The sequence below is a fragment of the Brachybacterium netajii (SeqCode) genome, from assembly GCF_054114245.1.
Genome location: NZ_JBSYXB010000002.1, coordinates 749,226 through 771,656 on the forward strand (window position 1 = coordinate 749,226; position 22,431 = coordinate 771,656).

Genomic DNA, 22,431 nt, shown 5'->3' on the forward strand with positions numbered 1-22,431 from the left:
AGCATGGAGCAGATTCAGATGGTGAAGGTCGCTGACCTGAACCCTCATCCCAGCAACCCGCGCATCGACGCCGCCCAGGTCGAGGACCTGGCCACCTCGATCCGCGTCCACGGCATCGAGGTCCCCCTCGTCGCCACCGGCAGCACCGACGTCGACGGCTGGGTCGTGGTCGCCGGCCACCGTCGCCTCGCCGCCGCGATCCAGGTCGGCCTCGACGAGGTCCCCGCCCAGATCCGCCACGACCTCACCCACGATCCCGCCGCACAGCTCGCGTTCATCGCCACCGAGAACCTCCACCGCGACCAGCTGACGTCGATGGAGGAGTCCCGCCTCGTCCAGGACATGCTGTCCCTGGGCCTGTCGAAGACCGAGGTCGCGAAGCAGACCGCGCTCGGCCGCGCACGCGTCGCCGAGCGCCTCGCCCTCGCGAAGCTCCGCGAGGAGACCGGCGAGAAGGTCCACCGCGGCCAGATCAGCATCGACGACGCCCTCGTCATCGCCGAATACGCGGGCGACGCCGAAGCCGTCAAGAAGCTCGAGGCGACCGTCGGCAGCTACCAGTTCGACTACGCCGTCTCCGAAGCCGCCCGACGCCGCGCCGACCAGGCCCGTGCGACCGCATCCAGGAAGGAAGCGAAGAAGCGCGGCTTACGCGTTGTGGCCGGCGAAGTCGTCGCCCTCCACGAGCTCGCCGACAAGGGCTCCCTGACCGCCCCCGGGTACGACGACGAGGGCCTCGCCGAGGAGCAGCGCGACGCTCTCCTCGAGGAGGCCCACAAGGACTGCCCCGGCCACTGCGCCATCATCCTCGGCGGCGACCAGACGGTCTACGACCGCGGCCGCCTCCCCTCCGGCACCCTCCTCATCGGCTGCGACCAGTGGACCCTCCACGTCCCCGCCGGCGCGACCGCCTCCCACCCCGACGACGACGAGGACGAGGAGCTCCACGACCCCTGGGACGACCTCGCCACCGAAGACTTCGCGACCGCGAAGATCCACCGTGAGCGCCACCTCGCCCACGCCCTCCCCCTCCTCGCCGACCACCCCACCTTCGACGTCCACACCAAGGCGAAGGACCTCGCCGTCAAGAAGGTCATCAGGATGGGCTGGACCGACTACCGCGAGGACGCCGACGGCATCGACCTCCTCCAGGCCATCACCGGAGTCGAGGGCAAGACCAAGGTCGCCCGCGCCCTCGCCAAGTGGCCCCTCTCCGTCCTGATCTGGCTCGACTCCGTCTCCTGGGACATCAAGACCACCCACCGGCACATGACCACCGGCAAGCACGGAACTTCCTACTGGGGCGCGAAGTCCCCCTTCCGCCGCCTCCTCGAAGACACCGGCTACGACTGGACTCCCGTCGAGCAGCAGGCCATCCTCCTCGCCACCGGCATCCGCCACGACGCCCCCAACCTCGACCCCGCAACCCCCGCCACCGCCGGCACCGCCGCGGCCGACGCGGCCGACGACGCGCTCGCCGAGGCGGGTGAGCTGGCATGACCACGATCCAGTTCCCGATGCCGGGCAGCGGGCAGGGCCCGACGGTGGTCTCTGCGGAGGACCTGACGCATTTCGGGCCGCGTCCCGCGGGTGTGGATGCCCCGGTGGAGTTCAAGGTGCACGGCCTCGAGCTGTGCCGGATGCTGCAGGCCGTCGTGCTGTTCGCGGCGGACCCGCGGAAGTTCCCGCACCTGTCCGCGGTGCGGTGCATCGCGGCCGAGGGCGGTCTCTTCATCGCCGCGCTGAACGGTGGGTCGTCCGCCGCCGGGCAGGTCGACATCCTGGACGGCGACGGCTACGGCGCGTTCTCGATCAGCCGTGAGCACGTGAAGTCGATCCTGTCGATCTTCCAGCGGAAGCTGCCGAAGGACGCGGAGCCCCACGAGTACGAGTTGTCCGTGGAGGTCACCGAGCGGGAGCTCATCATCACGGACGTCTCGAAGCTGTTCGGTGGGGACTCCCTGCGCTTGTCGATCGATCCGCGCACGGACCGCGTGGAGAAGGACAAGGAGTCTGACTCCGACCGTGTGCTCGCGGCGTTCCGGTCGGTCCGGCGGGGCACGTTCCCTGACGAGCCGGTGGACCTCGCGTCGGGCGTGTTCTTCTCCCCGGAGGAGATCGCCAGGATCGGCCGTGCTGGCGTCGTCCTGAACCGGGAGGTCGCGCTGCGGATGCAGGGCTCCCGTCTGGTCGCTCCCCTGTCGACGGACTTCATCGCCTTCACGGTGGGGACGCTGCGCGGACAGGACGGGAAGAAGGAGACGTTCCACGACGAGCTCGCGGCCCGGTTCTGGCGGGACCGCCTCGCCGGCCTCGCCGACGGGGTCCTCTCATGATGCGCGTCGACGCGAAGCTGGTGTTCCTCGACCTGGAGACGACGTCCCTGGACAAGGGCTCCGCGCGTCCGTGGGAGATCGGGATGATCGAGCGGACCACGGATGGCCGGGAGACCCGGACGACGATCCTGGTGTCGGATGTCGACCTCACGGATGCGGAGCCGGCCGCGCTCCGCATCGGCCGGTTCCGTGACCGGTGGGTCGATGACGGGCGTGCCCGCTGGATGACGGAGCGGGAGGCCGCCGAGCGGGTGGCCGCCGCGACGACCGTCCCGTCGGGCCGCGTGATCCTCGTCGGCTCCGCCGTCGGCGACTACGACTCCGCGGTCCTCGAGGCGATGCTCCGCCGGCACGGGCATGCCCCGGGCTGGTGGCACCACTCGATCGACCCCGTCACGTGGACGATCGCCGCGATGGCGATGTCGCCGTTCACGACGGTGTCGCTCGCGCAGGCGTCGTCCTATGCCCTATCGAAGGCCGCGGGGACGGAGCCGCCGGGCCACGGTGTCGCGCACACCGCGATGGGTGATGCGCAGTGGGCGGCCGACTGGTGGGACAGCCTCACGAAGGGGTGGTCGGTGTGACCGGCCTCGGCCGCGTCGACGCGGGCCCGACGATCGGGCATCTCCGGGTTCTGACCGAGGCGGGCGTGTCCCTGCGGCGGGTCGCGGAGGTTGCGGGGATGGACCGGTCCGCGGTCCAGCGGATCGCGAACGACTCGCGGCGCCAGGCGATCGTCGCCCGGCGGACAGAGGAGAAGATCCTCGCGGTCACGATCGAGGCCTGCGAGGCCGCGCAGCCCACCGCGGCTCCGGCCGGCCCGGTCGCTCCGGCCGCCCCGGCGCCGGCGGTCGTCACAGGCACCTACGTCGCGCTGTTCCCGCTGCACGGCGGGGTCTCGGTCCCGCGGATGAAGCGGATCGCGATCCAGGAGGTCTCCGAGCAGCTCCGTGGGACCGGCACCCGGATCACCTCGGAGTGGTCGTGGGAGGTCCGTGGCCACGGCCCCGACCGGGTCCTCCTCGCGTGGGCGGACGCGGAGACCACGACCCCCGCCGCCGACGTCGCGACGGCGGCCGAGGCGTGGGCCGAGGCGGTCGCACCGTCGGCGCCGGACCTCGCGGCCTGGGCCCGGACCCATCTGCCCGAGGCGGTGGCCGCGTGATCGACCTGACCCCGCTGCCCTGGGTCGCGGACGCGCTCTGCGCGCAGACCGACCCCGACGCCTTCTTCCCCGACAAGGGCGGCCCCATCAAGGACGCCAAGAAGATCTGCGGCGGCTGCCCCGTCCGCGAGGAGTGCCTCGAGGCCGGCATCACGGGAGTCGAGGTCGGGATCTGGGGAGGCACCACCGAACGCGACCGGCAACGGATCCGCGCCCAGCGCGCCGCCGCGGCCGCCGGCGGGGTGGCGGCGTGACCCGGCTGATCCACCGGGTCCCCGACGACGACCCCGACGACCACGACCTCCTCCAGCACATCTGCCCCTGCACCCCCGACCTCACCGTCACCGCCACCCCCGACGGCCGCACCCGCACCGTCTACACCCACCACCACCACCAGGAGAAGCCATGAACCGCACCCGAACCCTCGCCACCGCCGCGCTCGCCGTCGCGGCCCTCGCCGGCGTGACCGCCTGCTCGCAGGCCGACACCGCGTCCCGGAACCTGACCACGGCCAGCGACAACTTCGAGGTCCAGCGCCGGGTCGTGTTCTTCAACGGCATCACGGACACCTACCTGCTGGAGATCGAGGGCCGCTGCTCCATCACGGCCGACACGGGCGACGGCCAGCTCGAGGTGACGTGCAAGACGGGCGACGACCCCGCCGTCTTCAAGAAGCACTTCCTCGGCCTCTCCGACAACGTCTCCTACTTCGTCGAGCAGCTGGAGGACGTCGACGCCGATCCCTTCCACTACAGGGTCGTCTTCCGGCCCGAGGTCATCGTCCCCGACATCGACTTGTCGACCAGCGTCGGCGACCTCGGATGACCACCCGCTACGGCAAGGAGAAGACCATGACCAGCATCTACTACCACTTCGACGCCTACGGGCGCGCGGAGGCCGCCGAGAAGCGCGCTGCCCTCTGGAAGGAGGCCGCGCGCAACCTCGCGAAGAAGCGGAACGCGTCGAACCGCACCCTCGCCCGGATGAACGAACTGCGCAAGGGGGCCGAGGATCGCGCGCACGCGGCTGTCCGGGGCGCGAACGAGGTAGCCGTACAGCTGGACCGCGTCCGCGGCGAGCTGGAAGAGGCGCGCAAGCTCGCCACCGGCGACTTCACCGAGGCCGCGCGGGCTGAAGCCGCCTCCCGCTACTCGTACGCCGACGGCTACGCGTCCGGGGTCACTTTGCGGCAGGGGTTCGTCGCCGGCGTCCGGTGGGCGAGCGAGCAGCTCGCCGCGCAGGACCGGCCCAACGCCGTGGACCTCCGCGTGGAGCGCGCCGAGGTCTGGTGCCTGGGACCGGGTGCCTGGGTCGTCCAGGTCTTCGTGCCCGGCCTGCGAGGCGGCCGCTCCGGGCCGATCCACCTTCGTCCGGCCGGCATCACGGTCTACCCGCCCGACGACGGACTCGCCTTCCCGACCCACGCCGCCGCGCTCGCCGCCGCGCTCGCCGCTGTCCGCCCCATCCCCACCACCCAGAAGGAGCGGAATCGATGAGCAACCGCATCCCCCGCTACCTCACCCGACGTCGCCCTCAGCAGTCGGCCCAGCCGTGGCGTCCGATCATCGACGCGCTCGCCGCGTACGGCGTGACCGAGCTCGTCCCCCAGACGACCAAGATCACCGACGGCCACGACGGGATCTCCCTCGACGTCTTCGCGACCGGCCCCGACGGCAACTACCTCGTCCACCAGAACAACAGCGGGGAGGGAGTCGACATCGTCACCCGCCGCGCCTTCTACCCGCACCCCGGACGGAGCACCCGATGACCGACAGCCGGATCACCTCAGAGAATCTCGACGAGTGGGAGGCGCTCGCCGACAACGCGACCCGTGGGCCGTGGGGAGTCAACGAGGCGGGCGACCAGCTCAACGGCGCGTACTTCGACCACTGCTGCATGCGCCGCGACGATCAGGAACGGGCCGACATGGCCTTCGCCGCCGCGTCCCGCGAGGCCGTCCCGGCGCTGATCGCCGAGGTGCGACGACTCCGAGATGCCGCGGCGCAGGAGCCGACCGACGCTGAGGTCAAGGCTGCGGCCCGCGCCCTCAACGCGGCGGGCTTCACCTGCAGCGGGGCCGCGCTCGACGCCGGCGGCTACGACGAATGCGAGGAGTGCCGCTTCGTCTGCGACGGCCTCACCGAGTCCGCTCTGTCCGCCGCTCGCGCCGCCCGACGAGACGAGGAGCAGCGCCGATGAGCGACACGACCATCCAGTCCACGGCCTGCGGAGCCCGGTGCCCGCACGAGGCCGTCGCGGTCTGCACCCTCCCGAAGGCGCATGCCGGCAACCACGAGGACTACGGGGACCACTACCCCGGATCCCCCAGCACGAAGTTCCGCTGCACCTGGAAGAGGACCCGATGACCACCACCCCGAGCACGTTTCGCAAGAAGCCCGTCGAGGTCGAGGCCATGCAGCTCGGCCCGACCGCACAGGACACCAACGCTCTGTGCAAGTGGCTGAACGACAACGGCTACCCCATGCTGTTCGGCGACGCGAACCGTCCCGAGACCCTCAGCGACACCCTCTCCGTCCTCAACAGCTGGCCGCGCGACCGGGTGGCCAAGGGCTGGTACACCGATCCCAGCGACGGCGCTCCCGTGATCCGCACCCTGGAGGGCGACATGCGCGTCTCGCCCGGCGACTACGTCATCCGCGGTGTCAAGGGCGAGTTCTACCCCTGCAAGCCGGACGTCTTCGAGGCCACCTACGAGATCGCCCACGAGGAGCCGACCCGGAAGACCGCGCTCGACCGCCTGGACGAGTGGGAGCACAAGCAGGAGCCGACCGACGCCGAGGTCGAGGCGGCCGCGCTCGAGCAGGGCACCCTCTACGCCCTGCAGGAGTTCGGCCTCCCCCTCAGCGAGCACGGCACCATCAAGAAGAGGCTCGCCGACATGGTCACCCGATCGCCCGACGCCTGGGCTGAGGGGAAGGAGATGGCCCGCCGGATCCTCAAAGCCGCCCGCGCCGCCCGTCGAGGCGAGGAGCAGCGCTGATGTGGGAGACGACCACACCCACCGTGACGATCAACGTCAACGGCGTCTGGATCCGCCGCGACGCCGTCCTCGCGATCGAACCCACCGTGACCAGAGAAAAGGTGCGCGTCCACCTCTCCGGAGGCACCACGGTCGACGTCCCCCTGCGCCCCGGCGAGACCACCACCACCGTCATGCACGCCCTCGCCAAGGAGATCGAGATCCCGTGACCACCACCCCCTTACCCCGCCGCGGGCTCCTCCGCACCGCCGCCTGGGCCGCCCCCACCGCCATCGCCATGACGGCAGCGCCCGCGCTCGCCGTGTCGAAGACGGAGCTCGAGGGCCTCCTCCGGGTGAACTACCGCTCGGCGGGCCGGTCGGCCGACGTCGAGGTCACGACCCGCGGGACGGGCCTCGGCCTGCACGTCGACGGGCCGCGCCCGTCGAGCGCCCGCCTGACCCTGTTCCTGTCGAGGGGGATCGTCCCGGCGACGACCCGCTGGCACACCGTCGACGCCTGGACCCGCCCCGCCCACGTTCGCACGGAGGGCGGCTTCACGGTGTGGGAGTCGACCCACCAGGGCACGTGGACGCCCAACGGCACCACCTGGAATGCGCAGCCGTTCACCTGGACGACGCCGGCCGTGCCCGGCAGCCCGGTCCAGGCCCGCGTGATCCGCACCGTCGTGATCGACGGGGTCACCGTGTCGACGGACTCCGGGGTCGTGACCCTCGGCCAGGCCCGCGCGCGCACGACCGCCGCGGCGACGGGCGAGGGGGCCGAGCTGTGAAGCGCGTGCTGGCCCAGGTGTGGGCGCCGGGCGTCGCGGCCGTGGCCGCGCTCGTCGGGGCGGGCTCGATGCTCGCCGACGGGAACCGTCTCGGCGCGGTCTGGGCGCTCGTCGCGGGGATGTGGGCGGCCTTCGCGCTCGTGCTGATGATGCAGGGCCTGCGCCACCGCTGCCCGGCCCCGCAGCCGGTGGAGCGTGGGATCGCGGTCGTGCATCTGATCGGCGGCATGGGCGATGGCGAGACGGCGCATCCGAACGTTGGCACGTCGGAGGAGCTCTTGGGTGCCCCGATCCTCTACCTCGCTGGGGTCGGCGCCGAAGCCCACTACCGCGTCGCCCGGGTCGACCACACATCCTACGTCGCCGTGCCGATCAAGGAGCCGGCGCCGTGAGCCGGCATCGCCCGGGCGCGCGAGTCGTGCTGCGCCGTGGCCGCGTCGCGCACATCGTCGCGAACGCCGCCGCGGATGCCGATGCCCGCTTCACCCTCTGCGGCGTCCCGGTCCTGATGGACGACCGGGCCGCCGTCGACACCGATCCCACGTGCAGCACCTGCTACGGGCGGCCCGCGAAGAGCCGCCCCCGTCTGAGGAGGAACCGATGACCGAGAAGACCAACCCCGCGAGGACGATCTACGTCCCCCGCACGATCGCCAGCGCCGCGGAGGCGGAGGCGCTGCCGATCGGGACCGTTACCGTCCACTACCCCCGTAGCGGCATGGAAGACCAGGCGGGCGTCCGAGTCCGTGGCGGCTGGGAGTTCACTGGCACCATCCCCGACGTCTTCGATCACCGGGAGGCGATCGGGATGGAAGCGCTCGTTCCCGTCGAGGCCGAGGAGCAGTGGGCCGAGACCAACGAGTTCAGCGGCGTCGATCGCGTGAGCAACGAGGGCATCGCCTGGGAGCAGTCCGCCGACAACGGCCGACGCCCGTCCCGCCGCTACGTCAGCGCATGGGAGGAGGTCAGGTGACCACGATCTACGTCCCTCAGCGTATCGAGTCCGCCGAGCAGGCAGAGGCGCTGCCGATCGGGACCATCGCGCTGTTCCAGCCGGAGGATCCCGACCGGTTCGAGAACCACGCGGCCGTCAAAATCCGCCCTGAAGAGACCTCGGAGAACAAGGTCTTGTGGCTGGTCGACAGCGGGAGCGTCGACTCCGACTCCGGCATGGTCGGCTGGACGGCGCTCATCCCCGTCGAGGCCGCGGAGGAGAAGCAGCTGGACCCTGGAGTCTTCAAGAGGATCAACGCACGAATGCGCCTCGCACAGATGGGCTACGGACTGGCGCACTGGCCGCTCGAGATTCAGCACGTCCGCCGCCTCGTGACCCCGTGGGAGGTGGCCTCGTGAAGACCTCCCTGAACCGTCGCGAGCGTCGGATCATCCGCCGTGCCCGCCGCCGAGCCCGCATCGCGCGCTCGACCGGTGTCCTCCACATCCACATGCGCCAGGACGCCGGGCGATTCGCCGGAGCGCTCGCGCGTCACGTCGCCGCCCTCGGAGTCTCGGCGGAGTACGCCGGACGGCTCTTCACGGTGATGTCGGCGCTCCAGGCCTTCGGTGCTGGGCGGTCCGTCCAGCGGCCGAGCCATCCCCTGCTGCACAACGGCCGGAAGCACCCGAACCCGGACCGACCGCGTCACACGAGCTCCCCCATCCGCACGCGACGGGAGACCTCGTGAAGAGCGCCGTCCTGGCGCTCGCCGCCCTCGCCCCGCTCCTCGGCGGCGTGATCGTCGCTATCTGGCCCGCCCCGGCGCTGGCGTCGACCGCCGCGCCGCCGGGGAAGGGCCCGGGCGGGCCCTCGCCTGACCGCCGCGGCGGCTGCGCCTGAGAGCGGCATGGAGCCACGAGAGGAGGTGATGGCGATGAAACAGCAGATCTGTGAGTCCTGCGACCGGGTGATCAACCCGACGACGGGCGAATGCGCGTGCAGCGACTGAGCAGGAAGATGAAGGAGACAACAGATGGCCTGGTTACGGGCAGGAGACACCGCGGCGATGGACAGCCGCGTGCTCGGCGTGGCGGAGTTCGCGGACGCCGACGAGCGGTCCGTGAACGAGGTGTTCGGCTTCGTGATGCGCCTCTTCCTGCAGGCGGCTCAGCAGGGCAGCGACTACCAGGTGTCGTTCGGCACCGCGATGGTCCTGTCCCCCCGCTACGAGGCGCTGCTCGCGCTCGCCGCGAAGTCCGGCCTCCTGTCGATCGGCGTGGAGGATGACCGGAAGGTGATCCGCCTCGTCGCCGACCCGGAGTTCATGCACATGCGCACCCGTGAGGAGATCGCGTGGGAGAGCCAGCGGAAGGCCGACACCTCGGACCTGTCCCTGGTCATCCCCGTGCGGGTGCGAGATGGAGACGCCTGCCGCTACTGCGGCGAGGTCGTCTCCTTCGGCATGCGCAAGGGCAACCGTGCCGGCACCTATGACCACCTGGTCCCCGGGCAGCGCGCCCGGAGCGTCGATGAGCTGGTCGTCGCGTGCAAGGGCTGCAACTCCGGCAGGCGAGACGAGGAAGGCGGCCGCGGTTCGCGTTACCCGTTGCTTCCTCCGCCCGCCGCAGGGCAGCGCTACTTCTCGACGGCCACCCTGACCTGGTTCAAGGACCAGGGCACGGTGTTCACCGACCTCGGCCTGGAGATCCCGAAGCGCCCGCGCGGCGCGAAGGACCGCCGGCCGGGCACCCAGACCCGTCCCGACGCGCAGCCGGTCACGACCGGTTCCGCGCGCGCAGAGCACGCGGCGCCCGCATCCAGCGGCGATCAGCGGACTGCGCCCTCCCAGACGCGACCCGCAGACGCGGCACCCACGGGTGACCAGCGCGCGGGAACTGCGCAGGAGGCAACTCCCGGAGACGACCACGGCATCGAGCAGCTGACGCCTGCTCGCACCATCGAGACGGCTGCAGACGCGGCGCCCGCATCCAGCGGCGACCAGCGCGCGGCCGACCCCTCAACGGTGCGAGCGGAGCGCCTGCCCGCCGCCGAGGTCGCATCTCAGGTCGAGCAGACGCACGGGGTGACCTGCGACAACGCCACTTCCAGAACGCTTCTGGAAGCTGAGGCTCCAGGTTCTGGAAGTGCCGGGTCGGGACGGGACGGGTCGGGACGGGACGGGTCGGGCCGGGTTGGGACGGGACGGCGCGGGACGGCGCGGGACGGGGGCCCGCCGGGCCCGGTCCCGCATGGTCAGCGGTCGCAGGGCAGGAAGACGAAGCGTGGTCGGAGGAGGAGACGGTGAGGAAGGAGAGCATGGTGGAGACGGGTCTGCATGAGGGCTGGGAGTTCGAGAACCGGGTGAACCGTCTGCGGAATGAGCTCGAGGAGGTGCCGCGGCTCCTGGGCGAGGTGTCGGACGTGATGCTGGAGGTTGGTCGGCAGTCGATCTCGCTGGCGCCGTCGGCGAGCCGGGAGCGTCCGTTGCCTGGTGGGCGTGCGCTGGCAGTGCTCGCTCCGGTGGCGGATCGTCCGACGGTGGAGTTCGATGACCTGCCTCATCCGGTGTCGACGTTGCGGGAGATCGCGGCGGCGGTGCGGGAGTGGCAGGACGAGGACCAGGTGGAGGGCGAGAAGCTCGAGGCGCTGGTGGTGTTCCTGGTGGATGCAGCTCGGTGGATCGTGGCGCATGAGGAGCTGGCTCGGTGGGTCGATCTGCGTCTCGGGGAGACCCTGGGTCTGCTGCGGTCGATCGTGGGCGATGTCGAGCGGGTCGAGCCGCGGACGATCGAGCTGCACGACGTCGAGGCGCGGATGCGGGAGCTCCTGGCGGAGGACCCGGGCGCGTATCGGCTGTCGCCGGCGGAGGCGGAGCACTTCTGGCCGGGGATCGCTCAGCGGATCAAGAAGCATCGGGCGCGGGCGAAGGCGCGGGCCCGGGAGGAGTCGAAGCGTCGGTCGAAGGAGGCCGGCGTGCGGGTCGATGTCGAGCCCGTGTTCTTCGCTGTGCCCGACGACCGCGGGACCTACTCCGGCGCCGACCTGGCGGAGTTCCATCGGATCCGTGGGCATGTGCGGACGGGGACACGCCGGGAGCCGGAGCCGTCGTCGCGGCCCCCGGGATGATGTAGTACCCTGCGAGTGCGTGTTCAGCATGCCCTGATGCAGATCGAGAACCCCGGTGCAGCCCCCTGGTGGGCGCCCGGGGTTCTCGCATACTCGGGGTCTGGTGCAGGGCACGTCGTCGTCCGTGGGGTGTCCGCCTGGTGGTGGTCCCCGTGGATGCCCGGGTGCGTGGATGCTCCGCCCCGGGGCTCAGGGACGGAGCATCGCCCCCGCCGCCGTCGGCGTCGGCCTGGCCCCGCTACTCCCCGGGCTGGCGCCGTCGGCGCGCACCCCTGGTCGAGGTGGTGATGGTGATGCCTCGTGCGCTCCGTCGTCCCTGTCCTGTTCCTGGATGCCCCGACACGATCGGGACCCGGGAGCGCTACTGCCCGGGCCATGCGGCCCGGCACGAGCGCACCCGGGGCACCCGGCAGCAGCGCGGCTACGGTCGCAAGCACGATGCAGAACGTGCACGCTGGGCGCCGATCATCGCGACGGGCACTGCCCGATGCGTGCGGTGCGGGGAGTGCATCGCCCCCACCGCCCGGTGGTCCCCCGACCACACCGACGACCGCACCGGATACCTCGGCCCGGCGCACGAGCGATGCAACCTTCGTGCTGCCGGACGTTCCGTGAAGCACCGCGGCAACGACCGCTGAGAGCTCGCGAAGGACCGCCGCTGATCCTTCGCTCGGTCGTCGCGATCGCCGTTCGACGGCCGCTTCGACGATCGACCGACAACGCTCTGACCTGCGGGTTTGTCTGCGCCTCGCGCGCTCGACGCCGAACCTTCCACCGCTCTGACCTGCACAGACGGGTGGGGGGACCCCCTCCCCCCACCCCCTCCAGGACCGCCGGGGAGGAGAACGCGTACTCCCGCAGGTTGGAGCTTTCTGATCAGGGGGTCCCCATGGCAGTTTCGTTCACCCTCGTCACCGTCCGTGGCCGCCGCGTCGACGTCGTCGTCCATCGCACTGGCGCGCAGATGCGCCGGGCGGCTCGAGCCTGGAACGGTGATGACCACCCCGCCGACGTCCTGGGCGTCACGCACGGCTTCTCCGCGGAGAACAACCCGCAGGCCGTGGTCCGCCTCAGCGAGGAGCACCTGACGCGCCGCGTCATCGACCACGAGCTCGTGCATGCGGCTCAGGCGATCTACGGCCACGACTTCGGGCAGTTCATCACCGCGCATCCGCTCGACCACTGGACGCACTACAACGAGACCTTCGCCTACACCTTCACCGAGCTGCAGCACCTGATGTACGCCGCGCTCGCGGGGAACGGCCTAACCGTCACCGACGGCTTCTGAGCACGGAGGAGGTGCCTGGTGGTTGGTCCGGCGCGCCGTCCGGCGCTCGCGGTGCTCCGTGAGGGCAATCCCTCGCACCGTCCCGTCGACGAGCCCGTGGTGCTGCCGCCGGCCGAGTTCCCGGAGCCGAACTGGTCGCGGGAGTTCCCGGAGGCGAAGGCGCCGCGCCGGCCGAAGGAGCCCGAGCGCGAGCCCGACGAGTCGATCGAGCACTTCACGCAGCGCGAGTACGTCTTCGAGAAGCGCCTGCAGGCGTACGAGCTCCGCCGGGCGGCGATCAACGGCACCCGCTTCGTCCGCAAGCGCGCGGCCGAGGAGTGGGCGCGGGTCGTGCCGATCCTGCGCAACTCCATCGGCCTCGCGGACCCGGACTGGTCGATCGTCGTGGACATGTGCGTCTGCGTCGCCCGCCTCGAGTGGTGCGAGCACGAGCTCGCCCGCGAGGGCCTGATCGTGATGGGCCAGCGAGGTCCCGCGAAGAACCCGCTGACGACCGTCGCCGGCCAGTACCGCGTCCAGCTGAAGACCTACATTCGCGAGCTCGGCCTGTCGCCGAGCGCGCGCACCGGCCTCCCGTCGACCCCTGGCGGGGACGACGATGACGACGACGGCGTGTTCGACTGAGCTCAGCACTCCCCGGCGAGGGGGTGACCGATCGTGACCGCCCCCGAGCCCGATCTGACCGACCTGCCGGTGCCGTACGACTCCCTTCTCGAGCTCGGCCTCACGCACGAGCAGATCGTCTCCGCGGCCGAGCGACGGCCCCTCGTCGTCGCCTGCCAGGCGAGCGCCCACCCGGGCGCATGGTTCGACGTGCAGCGCGCGCAGAGGTCTCTGCAGGCCCTCGGCATGTTCCGCCACACGAAGGGCCGCTGGGCGGGCGTCCGGATGCGCCTCGGAGAGGGTCTGGACCCCTGGCAGGTCGTCTGGGTGATGGCCCCGATCTTCGGCTGGGTCTTCCACGACGAGGAGATCGACCGCGTCGTCCGCGTCATCCGCTCCGCATGGATCGAGATGCCCCGAAAGCAGGGCAAGTCGACCATCGCCTCCGGCATCTCCGGCATCCTCCTCCTCGCCGACTCCGAGCCCGGCGCCGAGGTCTACAACGCGGCCGGCAGTGCGATGCAGGCCGGCCGCGTCTTCGAGGACGCGAAGCGGATGCTGTCGACGTCGCGGAGCGCTCGCCGAAGGATCGAGCCGCTGAAGGACGTGGTGCGGGTCCCGAAGACCGGGAGCATCCTGCGGGTGCTGTCGCGGGTCGCGGAGACGGCACACGGCCTGAACGTCTCCGGCGCGATCATCGACGAGGTCCACACGCTCCGGCTGCGCCGCGGCCTGGTCGAGGCGATCGAGACCGGTGTCGGCGCCCGCGACCAGCCGCTGATCATCTTCATCACGACCGCGGATGAGGCCGAAGAGGGCACGATCTACGACGAGAAGCACCAGCTGACCAGGAACCTTGCGCTGGGGATCCTCGAGGACACCTCGCACTTCGGCGTGATCTGGGCGGCTGAGCCCGGCGACGACCCGTTCTCCGAGGAGACGCAGCGGAAGGCGAACCCCGGCTTCGGGAAGTCGCCGACGCGACGCTACCTCGCGGGCGAGGCGACGAAGGCGAAGTCCTCGCCGACCTACCTGCCGACCTACCTGCGGCTCTCGCTGAACCTCCGCACGCGCTCGCAGTCGCGCTGGCTGAACATCGACAAGTTCGACGAGGTCCGCGCACCGATCGACGTCGCGCAGCTGCGCGGCCGGCGCGCCTGGGGCGGCCTCGACCTCTCCGCGGTCTCCGACTTCACCGCCTGGGCGATGTGGGTGCAGTCCCCGCGCCCGGGCTTCGACCTCGACCTGCTGATCCGCTACTTCGTCCCGGGCGACCGGGTGGAGGACCTCCAGCGGCAGCTGCTGGTGCCGCTCTCGACCTGGATCGAAGACGGGCACGTGACCGCGACCGACGGCGACGTCATCGACTACGCCGCGGTGAAGCACCAGATCCTCGCGGACTGCCAGCACCTCGACATGCAGCGCATCAGCTTCGACCGCATGTTCGCGGGGCAGATCGTCCAGGAGCTGGACGAGGAGCTACGCGGCGTCGACGTGAACCCCGTCGGCCAGGGCTTCATCGGCCTGTCCGCGCCCGCGAAGGAGTTCGAGCGCCTCCTCGGCGCCGGCCTGATCCGAGTCCCCGACGATCCGGTGACCCGCTGGATGGCCTCCGTCGTCGAGGTGAAGCGCGACCAGACCGACAACCTGAAGCCGGTGAAGCCGGACCGCGAGAAGTCCCTGACCCGCATCGACGGCATCCAGGCGGCCGTGACCGGCCTCGACGGCTGGATCCGCACCGCCTCGAAGGCCCGCGACCGCAAGATCATCGTCGGCTCCCGCCGCTGACGAGGAAGGAGGCGAGCACGTGACCGCTGAACTCGACCTGTTCACCAAGCTCGACCGCCTCCGCCTCGGCCGCCACGAGGACCTCGACCATCTCGACGCCTACCTCCGCGGTAAGCAGCCGCTGAAGTACATGGCGGCGGAGCTGTCCAAGGAGTTCGGGGACCGCGTCACGCAGCTGGTGATCAACTGGCCGAAGATCGTGACGGAGCAGTACGAGTCCGTCATCAACGTGACCGGCTTCCGTGCACCTCCCGCGGGCGACGGCGGCCCGAACGAGAAGATCGACGCGCTGATGTGGGACATCTGGAAGGAGAACGGCCTCGACGAGCAGTCCTCGCTCCTGCACACGGAGTCCATCGCGCTCGGCGACGCGCTCATGATCTCCGGCGCGGGCGCCGGCAAGGACGATATCCCGGTCGTGACCGTCGAATCGCCGTTCCAGGCGTACGCGCGCCGGGATCCCCGGACCCGGCAGATCAGCGACGGCATCAAGCGCTGGTCCGAGGGCGACGGCGACGACAAGGTCGAGTGGGGAACCCTCTACCTTCCGAACACCCGCATCACCTTCCGCAAGGACGGTTCCGACTGGGTCGAGGACGCACGCTGGGACCACGATCTGGGGTCGCCGCTGATCGTACCGTTCCGGAACCAGCCGCGGATGCTGGAGGACCACGGCCAGTCCGAGTTCGTCGACATCATCCCGATCGCTGACGCCATCAACAAGATGGCCACGGACATGATGATCAGCGGCGAGTTCCACGCGATGCCGCGCCGCTACGTGTTCGGCCTCCGCAAGGAGGACTTCGAGGACGAGCACGGGAACCCGATCTCCGACTGGAAGAAGCTCGCCGGTGGCATCTGGGCGTCCGAGGTCGACGGCAAGGACGTCCAGGTCGGGCAGTTCTCCGAGGCTGACCTCACGAACTTCCACAACTCCATCAAGATGCTCTTCCAGATCGCGTCGATCGTCGCCGCGCTCCCGTCCTACGTGACCGCGTTCGGAGGCGACAACCCGGCGTCGGCCGAGGCGCTCAAGGCCGCCGAGGTCACGAAGAACAACCGTGCGGAGCGGAAGACGACGATCCTCGGCGCCGCGCACGCCGAGGTGCAGCGCAACAACCTCCGGATCCTCGGACGGTACAGCCGCGAGCATCGGCGCATCGAGACCCAGTTCCGGCCCGTCGCGACCCCGTCCGAGGGCCAGATGGCCGACTACGCCATGAAGCTCGTGTCCCAGGGCATCATCCCGCCGCAGCAGGCCCGCAAGGACCTCGGCTACTCCCAGGAGCAGCGCCGGCAGATGGAGCACTGGGACCGCCAGAACCTCACCGACCCGTTCATCTCCCGGATGAACCGTGAGGACGGCATCGAGGGGGTCTGATGGCCGACGGCCAGAACCTCCCCGAGCCCGCCACCAGCCACTACCGGCTCATGCAGGCCCTGCAGCTGCGCGCGATCCGACGCGGCCGCAGGGCCTGGGCCCAGATCGACCCCGACCACCTCTCCGCCTCCTGGCGCGAGCTGCTCCCCCTCATCACCGCCAGCATCAGCGAGGTCCAGGGCGACGCGACCACCGCGGCCGCCGACTACAACGCCTTCACCCTCGCCGACCGCGACGAGTACGAACTCCCCCGCTCCTTCGTGAACACCAGCGCCTTCACCGGCGTCCTCGACGACGGCGGCGACCTCTCCGCCGCCATGTACATGCCGCTCATCCGGACGAAGCGCGGCCTCGCTGGCGGCCTCACGATGCGCCAGGCGCTCGCCGTCGGCCGCGACAGCCTCGACCGCATCGCGGCCGGTGCCGTGCGGGACTCCGCGCGCGCGGTCGCCTCGGTCGACACTGCCTCCCGGGACAACGTCGGCTACATCCGCATGCTGAACCCGCCCAGCTGTCCGCGCTGCGCGATCCTCGCCGGTCGCTTCTACAGGTGGAACCTCGGCTTCGACCGCCACCCCAACTGCGACTGTATCCACGTCGCCGCGAAGAACACCGCGGCCCTGCAGGACGAGGGCCTGATCGCCGACCCCTATGCCTACTTCTCCAGCCTGTCGGCCGAGGACCAGGACCGCATCTTCGGGAAGTCTGAGGCCCGCGCGCTCCGCGACGGCGCCGACATCTTCCAGGTCGTCAACGCCCGCCGCGGAATGTCCCGCGTCGGCGCCCGCCCCGGCCAGCGCGCCCGCGTCACCACCGAGGGCACCTCCCGCCACGGCAGCTTCACCCGCCGCGGCGGCGCCGGCCGCACCCGCCGCACCGTCGACGAGATCTACCGCACCGCCGGCACCCGCACCCGCGCACTCCGCATGCTCGAGGAGGACGGCTACGTCCTCCCCGGCGGCCAGGATCCCGCGGGGACGATGCGGGACCTCCGCGCCCCCGCGAAGAATGCCTCGCGGGCGACCCGCGAGTCGTGGCTGACGGGGACCCGCCTCCCCCGGAACATGCAGACGATGACCGCCGCCGAGCAGCGGCGATATCGCGCAGACCGCGACTGGCAGATGATCCGCGCCGGCATGAACCCCTACCAAGCCGGCGCCGCCCAGCGCTGGCGCTACACCGTCTTCGGCGAGGGCACCCCGCACGGCGGATCCACGCCGCGCCCGCCGACGGACGCAGACCGTGCCCGCGCCGAGCGCGCCTACCGCCGCTACGTCCTCGGCGAAGACGGCGGCGACACCGCCCTCGGCACCCGCCACACCCTCCCCGCACAGGGGACCCGAATCTAGGCGCCGACGCAGCGTCGGCGCCGCGCTCGCCGACGGCGGGCACCCCCTGAGCTGCACGGCGTGATGCCCGCGGCTCTCCCCTCCCGGACGGTCCCGCGTGATGCGTGCCGTCCCCTCCCCTGACCCAGGCTCGTCCGCGTGATGCGGCGGGCCGCGACCTCGTGACGAGGAGCAACCCCACCATGAACGCCCTGCCCAAGCCCTTCCCGCACGGCATCGACATCACCGCCCCCGGCGGCATCGACGCGCTGCTCGCCTTCCACCGGCGAACCTTCGGCGACGCCCGCATGAGCATCGCTCCCGGCGCCGGGGAGCCGCCCGGCGATGACGGCGCGCCCGGCGACGAGGACGCCGGCAACGGCGGCCAGCCCGCCGGCGGCGACGGCGACGACCCCGACAAGGGGATGAGGTCGGCGCTCGCCGCGGAGCGTGCGGCGGCGAAGCAGGCGAGGACCGACCTCGCGGCCGCGCAGGCGCGCGTGAAGGAGCTCGAGGACGCGTCGAAGTCCGAGGAGCAGAAGCGGCAGGAGGCCGCCGAGCGCCTGCAGTCGGAGCACGCGCAGCTGACCCGCGACCTCGAGGCGAAGGACGCGCTCCTGGAGCGCTATGCCGTCGCCGCGGCGAAGGGTCTCGATCTCTCGGCCGCTGAGCGGCTGCGGGGGACGACCCGCGAGGAGATCGAGAAGGACGCCGACGACTGGATCGCGAAGTGGGGCACGGGCGCCGGGTCGTCCACGCCGCCGCCGGATCCGGGCCAGGGCCCCCGACCGGACCAGAAGCAGTCGTCGTACGAGCAGGGCTCCGCACGCGCCCAGGCGCGCTACGGCGCGCCGCAGAAGCAGCAGTAACGGTCGTCCCGCCCGGGAAGGCCGACAACCACCACCTCTAGAAGGAGGCAGACATGGACCTCACCGTCCGTGATGAGGTGTTCGGCAGCGAGAACCGGGCGTGGCTCGGATCGCAGCACGGCACCGAGAGCAACCGCTCGATCACCCTCGACGTCGCCGCGTTCACCGCCGCGACGCACTACCCGAACGGCGTCATCCCCTCGGGCACCGTGCTCGCGGTGATCGCCGCGAGCGGCCTGTACGGCCCGTACGACCCGGACGCCGAGGACGGCCGCGACACCGCGGCCGGCCACCTCTTCAACAGCACCCCGGTCCGCGCCGGCGCCACCAAGCTCGGCGCGCCGCTGCTCGACCACGGCGCTGTCGTGGAGTCCAAGCTCCCGGCCGCTTCCGGCCTGGATGCGCTCGCCAAGGCTGACCTCGCTGGTCAGATCCGCTACCGCTGAGGAGACCCGAGATGATCCTGAACGATCTCGTCCCCGGTGGGGCCCTGACCGCGTTCACGCGCGAGGTCCCCACTCCCGCGAACTACATCCTGGACGGCTTCCTGCCGAACAAGACGGTGCAGGACATCGAGGCGACCATCGACTCGGTGACCCGCACGAACCGCGCGGCGTCATTCCGCTCCTACGATGCGGAGACCCCGATCGGTCAGCGGGACGCGTTCTCGCGTCGCCGCGTCATGCTGCCCCCGGTCGGTCAGAAGACCGTCGTCGGTGAGCTCGAGCGCCTCCAGCTCGAGCGGATCCGCAACGGCGGCGGATCCCTCGCGAGCATCGCCGAGCAGGTCTACGACGACGCCGACATCAACGCGCGCGCCGTGCTCGCCCGCGTCGAGCTCGCGCGCGGCGACGTCCTCGAGGATGGAAAGTTCACCCTCACCGACGAGAACGGGCTGACGCTCGAGGCAGACTTCGGCGTCGACGCGGACAACCTCGTCGCGCCGACGGACCTGTGGTCGGACCACGCGAACGCGACGCCGATCTCGGACCTGACCGAGTGGGTCGAGCAGTACACCGAGGTCAACGGCATCGCCCCCGGCTACATCATCATGTCCCGCACCGCGCGAGCGCACATGCTGCAGTGCGCCGAGGTGAAGGCATCGGCGTTCCCGGGCGTGACCACGCCCCCGAACCTGGCGCCCGGCCAGCTCGCCGGCGTGCTGGAGACCTTCGACCTGCCCCCGATCACGATCTACGACACCCGCATCGAGGTCGGCGGCGTCGCTTCCCGCGTGATCTCCCAGGACAAGGTCATCTTCGGCCCGGAGGACCGTGCGTCCCTCGGCGAGACCGTCTGGGGCATCACCGCGGAGGCGCTCGAGCTCGCCGGCCTCCCGAACCCGGAGCTGACCTACGAGCAGCTCCCGGGTCTCGTCGGCGTCGTCATGCGGACCTTCGACCCCGTCCACACGTGGACCAAGGTCGGCGGCGTCGTCATGCCCGTCATCTACGACCCGGCCAGGCTGCTGGTCGCGGACGTCCTGTGAGGGGCCCCGAGATGACGAAGCTGCTCAAGCGCACCGTGCTCGTCGACGGCGTGCCCTACCGGCCCGGCGTCCCCGTCCCCACGGAGATCGCGGCCCGGATCCGGAACCCGAAGGCCTGGGTCGACGGCGACGCATCGGCGGCCCCGGCCGTCGGCGCCGTGCCGGAGCCGGTGCAGACCCGCGAGGCCGGCAAGCCCCTGGACGGCACCGAGACCGTGAAGGAGCTCAAGGGCGTCGCGAAGGAGCACGGTGTCGTCCTCGGCGAGGCGCGCACGAAGGACGCGATCCTCGCGGCGCTCGCCGAGGCGGGTGTCGTGCCCGTCTCGGCCGAGCCCGACACCGCCGGCGCCGAGTCCGATGTCGACCCGGAGGACGTTGCTCCGGCGGCCGACGCCGACCCCGTCGACGTCGACCCCGCGGAGGACGTCGCTGAAGGCGACGCCCTCGAGGTCGGCGCCGACGACTGACCGGAGGGAGGTGAGGTCATGGCGGTGAACCGCGCGACGTTGGACCACGTCCGCATGTTCTACCCGGGCCTCACCGGCGAGCAGGGGCCCCAGGCGGAGCGTCTGCTGGACGCCGCCTGGGTCCGCCTGCTCGTCGTCAAGGGCCTGCGCCTGGAGCGGCGGATCGACTCTGGGGAGATCCCGCAGGAGGTCGTGTCGTCGGTCCAGGGCGAGATGGTCGCGAACGTGCTCAAGAACCCTGAGGGTGCGCGCTCGCGGAACGTGTCGCTGGCGATCGACGACTACTCCGAGCAGGAGCAGCTCACGATCGACTCCGCGCGCTCGGAGGGGCTCCTGCTCCCGACGGACGCGCAGGTCGACCTCCTGCGGAAGTCCGGGGGCGGCGCATGGACGGTGATCCCGTCATGAGGACCCCCGAGCAGATCCAGGCGCTCACCGCGCGGGGGCAGGCCGCTGCGCGCGCGCTCATGACCGACACCGTGAAGGTGTGGCGGCCGACCGGGGAGACCACCACCAACGGTCGCGGGAAGGCCGTCGACGAGCTCCGGCAGGTCTACGGCGGGCCCGACGGCGGCCCGGCGAAGGCTCAGAACGATGCCGCCTACCCCTCGTCCCCGGACCTCGGCGGGATCGCCCGCGTGACCGCACGGGTCGCGCAGGTCCACTTCCCGCACGGCACCGACGACGTGCAGACCGGCGACCTCGTGGAGTTCGTCGGCTCCCGGAACCCGCGCCTGGTGGGCGTGTGGATGCGGCTCCGGTCCGACGAGGACAAGACGTGGACCACCGCAGTCCGCATGAACGTGCAGGAGGTGCTTCGTGGCGGTCCACGCTGACGTCTCCGAGCTCCGCACTCTCGCCCGCGACCTCGGCCGCGTGCCCGACAAGGTCCACGCCGGGATCCGCCCGGTGATCCAGAAGGGCGCGCTGAACATCAAGACCGAGATGCAGATGGACCTCGCCTCGAGCGCCCACTTCCACGGCATCGCGTTCTCGCCGTCGTTCGACACCACGATCAGGCGCGACGGCGTCGAGGCCGTCATCGGCCCGGAGAAGGGCCGTGCCGGCGGCGCGCTCGCGAACGTCGCGATCTTCGGGACCTCCCGCGGTGGCGGCACCGTCCCCGATCCGTCGATCGCCCTGCAGAACGAGGCCCCGCGCTTCGAGCAGGCGCTCGCGGATCTGCTGGACGGCGCGCTGTGAGCACGGCCGCCCATTTCGCGGCCGTGCGGGCGCTGCTCGTCGGCGTCTTCCCAGACGTGAAGGTCTACGACACGGACGCGTCCTCGGTCGCCTCCGACCCCTCCGAGTACCCGTTCCTGGTGCTGTCCGGGGGGATGCCGCGTCCGTTCTCCGAGTCCCTCGGCGACTGCGTCGACGGCGCCCAGGGCCTCATCCGCGTCACCCACACGGCGCTCGCCCCGGTCGCCGTGCGGGAGCTCGTCGACATCTCCCGTGCCGCGCTCGACCGGGTCCGCCTCACGGTCCCCGGCGCCCACGGCTGGGAGCTGCGCCTCGAGGACTCACAGGACGTCCAGGCCGACCACGAGGTCCGCCTGAACGGCCCCGAGACCGCCGCGTACGGCTACTTCGCGGTCGACATCTACAGGGTCGGATCGACGGCCCTCTGACCGTCTCCCCGGCCCGTTCCCACCCTCTCCATCCGCCCTCGACGCGCACCGCGTCGGGGGCTTCGTCATGAAAGGCGGTTCCCGCATGGCCACGAAGCTCACCGACGCCTACGACACCCGGACCGGCGCGAAGCTCCCGCAGCGCGTCCCCGAGGTCTGGCTGCGGATCTTCCCGTTCCTGTCGAAGACCCCCAAGGCCAAGGCATCCGCCCAGGCCACCACCAGCACCACCGAGAAGAAGGAGGCCTGAA

General features: G+C 71.2%; 36 protein-coding genes. All 36 read left to right on the forward strand.

Annotation, left to right across the window (positions count from 1 at the left end):
* Window positions 1-3 precede the first annotated feature (3 nt).
* Window positions 4-1,500 carry a ParB/RepB/Spo0J family partition protein gene (locus ACXET9_RS07115; RefSeq protein ID WP_457885790.1) on the forward strand — a complete coding sequence of 499 codons (1,497 nt, stop codon included), beginning with the start codon at window positions 4-6 and terminating at the stop codon, window positions 1,498-1,500.
* Window positions 1,497-2,336 (forward strand): hypothetical protein, encoded by an 840-nt coding sequence (locus ACXET9_RS07120; RefSeq protein ID WP_457885791.1) that lies wholly within the window; start codon window positions 1,497-1,499, stop codon window positions 2,334-2,336. Before ACXET9_RS07115 ends, ACXET9_RS07120 begins: the two co-directional genes overlap by 4 nt.
* Window positions 2,333-2,920, forward strand: coding sequence for a hypothetical protein (locus tag ACXET9_RS07125; RefSeq protein ID WP_457885792.1), 588 nt, complete (start codon window positions 2,333-2,335; stop codon window positions 2,918-2,920). Before ACXET9_RS07120 ends, ACXET9_RS07125 begins: the two co-directional genes overlap by 4 nt.
* Entirely contained in the window at window positions 2,917-3,501 is a 585-nt protein-coding gene (locus ACXET9_RS07130) for a hypothetical protein (RefSeq protein WP_457885793.1), read from the forward strand. The genes ACXET9_RS07125 and ACXET9_RS07130 overlap by 4 nt, the downstream gene beginning before the upstream one ends.
* Window positions 3,498-3,755, forward strand: a complete 258-nt coding sequence (locus tag ACXET9_RS07135; protein WP_457885794.1) for a WhiB family transcriptional regulator — start codon at window positions 3,498-3,500, stop codon at window positions 3,753-3,755. The genes ACXET9_RS07130 and ACXET9_RS07135 overlap by 4 nt, the downstream gene beginning before the upstream one ends.
* On the forward strand, window positions 3,752-3,910 hold the full coding sequence (locus ACXET9_RS07140; RefSeq protein WP_457885795.1) for a hypothetical protein: 159 nt from the start codon (window positions 3,752-3,754) through the stop codon (window positions 3,908-3,910). Before ACXET9_RS07135 ends, ACXET9_RS07140 begins: the two co-directional genes overlap by 4 nt.
* Window positions 3,907-4,326, forward strand: a complete 420-nt coding sequence (locus tag ACXET9_RS07145) for a beta-sandwich lipoprotein (protein WP_457885796.1) — start codon at window positions 3,907-3,909, stop codon at window positions 4,324-4,326. Before ACXET9_RS07140 ends, ACXET9_RS07145 begins: the two co-directional genes overlap by 4 nt.
* Window positions 4,323-4,997, forward strand: a complete 675-nt coding sequence (locus ACXET9_RS07150) for a hypothetical protein (protein WP_457885797.1) — start codon at window positions 4,323-4,325, stop codon at window positions 4,995-4,997. The genes ACXET9_RS07145 and ACXET9_RS07150 overlap by 4 nt, the downstream gene beginning before the upstream one ends.
* The gene (locus ACXET9_RS07155) at window positions 4,994-5,269 is read left to right on the forward strand and encodes a hypothetical protein (RefSeq protein ID WP_457885798.1); all 276 of its coding nucleotides are present in this window, start codon (window positions 4,994-4,996) and stop codon (window positions 5,267-5,269) included. Before ACXET9_RS07150 ends, ACXET9_RS07155 begins: the two co-directional genes overlap by 4 nt.
* The gene (locus ACXET9_RS07160; RefSeq protein WP_457885799.1) at window positions 5,266-5,700 is read left to right on the forward strand and encodes a hypothetical protein; all 435 of its coding nucleotides are present in this window, start codon (window positions 5,266-5,268) and stop codon (window positions 5,698-5,700) included. The genes ACXET9_RS07155 and ACXET9_RS07160 overlap by 4 nt, the downstream gene beginning before the upstream one ends.
* Window positions 5,697-5,867 carry a hypothetical protein gene (locus ACXET9_RS07165; protein WP_457885800.1) on the forward strand — a complete coding sequence of 57 codons (171 nt, stop codon included), beginning with the start codon at window positions 5,697-5,699 and terminating at the stop codon, window positions 5,865-5,867. Before ACXET9_RS07160 ends, ACXET9_RS07165 begins: the two co-directional genes overlap by 4 nt.
* Window positions 5,864-6,502, forward strand: a complete 639-nt coding sequence (locus tag ACXET9_RS07170; RefSeq protein ID WP_457885801.1) for a hypothetical protein — start codon at window positions 5,864-5,866, stop codon at window positions 6,500-6,502. Before ACXET9_RS07165 ends, ACXET9_RS07170 begins: the two co-directional genes overlap by 4 nt.
* Window positions 6,502-6,711 (forward strand): hypothetical protein, encoded by a 210-nt coding sequence (locus ACXET9_RS07175; RefSeq protein ID WP_457885802.1) that lies wholly within the window; start codon window positions 6,502-6,504, stop codon window positions 6,709-6,711. Before ACXET9_RS07170 ends, ACXET9_RS07175 begins: the two co-directional genes overlap by 1 nt.
* The gene (locus tag ACXET9_RS07180) at window positions 6,708-7,274 is read left to right on the forward strand and encodes a hypothetical protein (RefSeq protein WP_457885803.1); all 567 of its coding nucleotides are present in this window, start codon (window positions 6,708-6,710) and stop codon (window positions 7,272-7,274) included. The genes ACXET9_RS07175 and ACXET9_RS07180 overlap by 4 nt, the downstream gene beginning before the upstream one ends.
* Window positions 7,271-7,666 (forward strand): hypothetical protein, encoded by a 396-nt coding sequence (locus tag ACXET9_RS07185; RefSeq protein ID WP_457885804.1) that lies wholly within the window; start codon window positions 7,271-7,273, stop codon window positions 7,664-7,666. The genes ACXET9_RS07180 and ACXET9_RS07185 overlap by 4 nt, the downstream gene beginning before the upstream one ends.
* The gene (locus ACXET9_RS07190; RefSeq protein WP_457885805.1) at window positions 7,663-7,878 is read left to right on the forward strand and encodes a hypothetical protein; all 216 of its coding nucleotides are present in this window, start codon (window positions 7,663-7,665) and stop codon (window positions 7,876-7,878) included. The genes ACXET9_RS07185 and ACXET9_RS07190 overlap by 4 nt, the downstream gene beginning before the upstream one ends.
* Window positions 7,875-8,246 carry a hypothetical protein gene (locus ACXET9_RS07195; protein ID WP_457885806.1) on the forward strand — a complete coding sequence of 124 codons (372 nt, stop codon included), beginning with the start codon at window positions 7,875-7,877 and terminating at the stop codon, window positions 8,244-8,246. The genes ACXET9_RS07190 and ACXET9_RS07195 overlap by 4 nt, the downstream gene beginning before the upstream one ends.
* Window positions 8,243-8,626 carry a hypothetical protein gene (locus ACXET9_RS07200; protein ID WP_457885807.1) on the forward strand — a complete coding sequence of 128 codons (384 nt, stop codon included), beginning with the start codon at window positions 8,243-8,245 and terminating at the stop codon, window positions 8,624-8,626. Before ACXET9_RS07195 ends, ACXET9_RS07200 begins: the two co-directional genes overlap by 4 nt.
* Window positions 8,623-8,958, forward strand: a complete 336-nt coding sequence (locus ACXET9_RS07205) for a hypothetical protein (RefSeq protein ID WP_457885808.1) — start codon at window positions 8,623-8,625, stop codon at window positions 8,956-8,958. Before ACXET9_RS07200 ends, ACXET9_RS07205 begins: the two co-directional genes overlap by 4 nt.
* Window positions 8,955-9,110 carry a hypothetical protein gene (locus tag ACXET9_RS07210; RefSeq protein ID WP_457885809.1) on the forward strand — a complete coding sequence of 52 codons (156 nt, stop codon included), beginning with the start codon at window positions 8,955-8,957 and terminating at the stop codon, window positions 9,108-9,110. The genes ACXET9_RS07205 and ACXET9_RS07210 overlap by 4 nt, the downstream gene beginning before the upstream one ends.
* Window positions 9,111-9,276: 166 nt before the next feature.
* On the forward strand, window positions 9,277-10,515 hold the full coding sequence (locus ACXET9_RS07215; RefSeq protein WP_457885810.1) for a hypothetical protein: 1,239 nt from the start codon (window positions 9,277-9,279) through the stop codon (window positions 10,513-10,515).
* Window positions 10,512-11,336: a hypothetical protein gene (locus ACXET9_RS07220; RefSeq protein ID WP_457885811.1), complete on the forward strand. Its 825-nt coding sequence runs from the start codon at window positions 10,512-10,514 to the stop codon at window positions 11,334-11,336. Before ACXET9_RS07215 ends, ACXET9_RS07220 begins: the two co-directional genes overlap by 4 nt.
* 889 nt (window positions 11,337-12,225) lie before the next feature.
* Complete coding sequence (locus ACXET9_RS07225) at window positions 12,226-12,624, forward strand: hypothetical protein (RefSeq protein WP_457885812.1); 399 nt, start codon at window positions 12,226-12,228, stop codon at window positions 12,622-12,624.
* Between the two features lie 18 nt (window positions 12,625-12,642).
* Complete coding sequence (locus ACXET9_RS07230; RefSeq protein WP_457885813.1) at window positions 12,643-13,248, forward strand: phage terminase small subunit P27 family; 606 nt, start codon at window positions 12,643-12,645, stop codon at window positions 13,246-13,248.
* A 33-nt stretch (window positions 13,249-13,281) separates the two neighbouring features.
* Window positions 13,282-15,015, forward strand: coding sequence for a terminase large subunit (locus tag ACXET9_RS07235; RefSeq protein ID WP_457885814.1), 1,734 nt, complete (start codon window positions 13,282-13,284; stop codon window positions 15,013-15,015).
* A gap of 19 nt (window positions 15,016-15,034) precedes the next feature.
* The gene (locus ACXET9_RS07240) at window positions 15,035-16,396 is read left to right on the forward strand and encodes a phage portal protein (protein ID WP_457885815.1); all 1,362 of its coding nucleotides are present in this window, start codon (window positions 15,035-15,037) and stop codon (window positions 16,394-16,396) included.
* The gene (locus ACXET9_RS07245; protein WP_457885816.1) at window positions 16,396-17,745 is read left to right on the forward strand and encodes a hypothetical protein; all 1,350 of its coding nucleotides are present in this window, start codon (window positions 16,396-16,398) and stop codon (window positions 17,743-17,745) included. Before ACXET9_RS07240 ends, ACXET9_RS07245 begins: the two co-directional genes overlap by 1 nt.
* Before the next feature lie 182 nt (window positions 17,746-17,927).
* Window positions 17,928-18,593, forward strand: a complete 666-nt coding sequence (locus tag ACXET9_RS07250) for a hypothetical protein (protein ID WP_457885817.1) — start codon at window positions 17,928-17,930, stop codon at window positions 18,591-18,593.
* Window positions 18,594-18,646: 53 nt separating this feature from the next.
* Window positions 18,647-19,039, forward strand: a complete 393-nt coding sequence (locus ACXET9_RS07255; RefSeq protein WP_457885818.1) for a head decoration protein — start codon at window positions 18,647-18,649, stop codon at window positions 19,037-19,039.
* Between the two features lie 11 nt (window positions 19,040-19,050).
* On the forward strand, window positions 19,051-20,082 hold the full coding sequence (locus ACXET9_RS07260) for a major capsid protein (RefSeq protein WP_457885819.1): 1,032 nt from the start codon (window positions 19,051-19,053) through the stop codon (window positions 20,080-20,082).
* An 11-nt stretch (window positions 20,083-20,093) separates the two neighbouring features.
* Window positions 20,094-20,549: a hypothetical protein gene (locus tag ACXET9_RS07265; RefSeq protein WP_457885820.1), complete on the forward strand. Its 456-nt coding sequence runs from the start codon at window positions 20,094-20,096 to the stop codon at window positions 20,547-20,549.
* Between the two features lie 18 nt (window positions 20,550-20,567).
* Window positions 20,568-20,957: a hypothetical protein gene (locus ACXET9_RS07270; protein WP_457885821.1), complete on the forward strand. Its 390-nt coding sequence runs from the start codon at window positions 20,568-20,570 to the stop codon at window positions 20,955-20,957.
* Entirely contained in the window at window positions 20,954-21,385 is a 432-nt protein-coding gene (locus tag ACXET9_RS07275) for a DUF6093 family protein (protein WP_457885822.1), read from the forward strand. The genes ACXET9_RS07270 and ACXET9_RS07275 overlap by 4 nt, the downstream gene beginning before the upstream one ends.
* Window positions 21,369-21,752, forward strand: a complete 384-nt coding sequence (locus ACXET9_RS07280; RefSeq protein WP_457885823.1) for a hypothetical protein — start codon at window positions 21,369-21,371, stop codon at window positions 21,750-21,752. Before ACXET9_RS07275 ends, ACXET9_RS07280 begins: the two co-directional genes overlap by 17 nt.
* Window positions 21,749-22,180 carry a hypothetical protein gene (locus ACXET9_RS07285; protein WP_457885824.1) on the forward strand — a complete coding sequence of 144 codons (432 nt, stop codon included), beginning with the start codon at window positions 21,749-21,751 and terminating at the stop codon, window positions 22,178-22,180. The genes ACXET9_RS07280 and ACXET9_RS07285 overlap by 4 nt, the downstream gene beginning before the upstream one ends.
* 85 nt (window positions 22,181-22,265) lie before the next feature.
* A complete protein-coding gene (locus ACXET9_RS07290; protein ID WP_457885825.1) occupies window positions 22,266-22,430 on the forward strand; it encodes a hypothetical protein in 165 nt (54 codons plus the stop codon).
* The last annotated feature ends 1 nt before the right edge of the window (window position 22,431 follow it).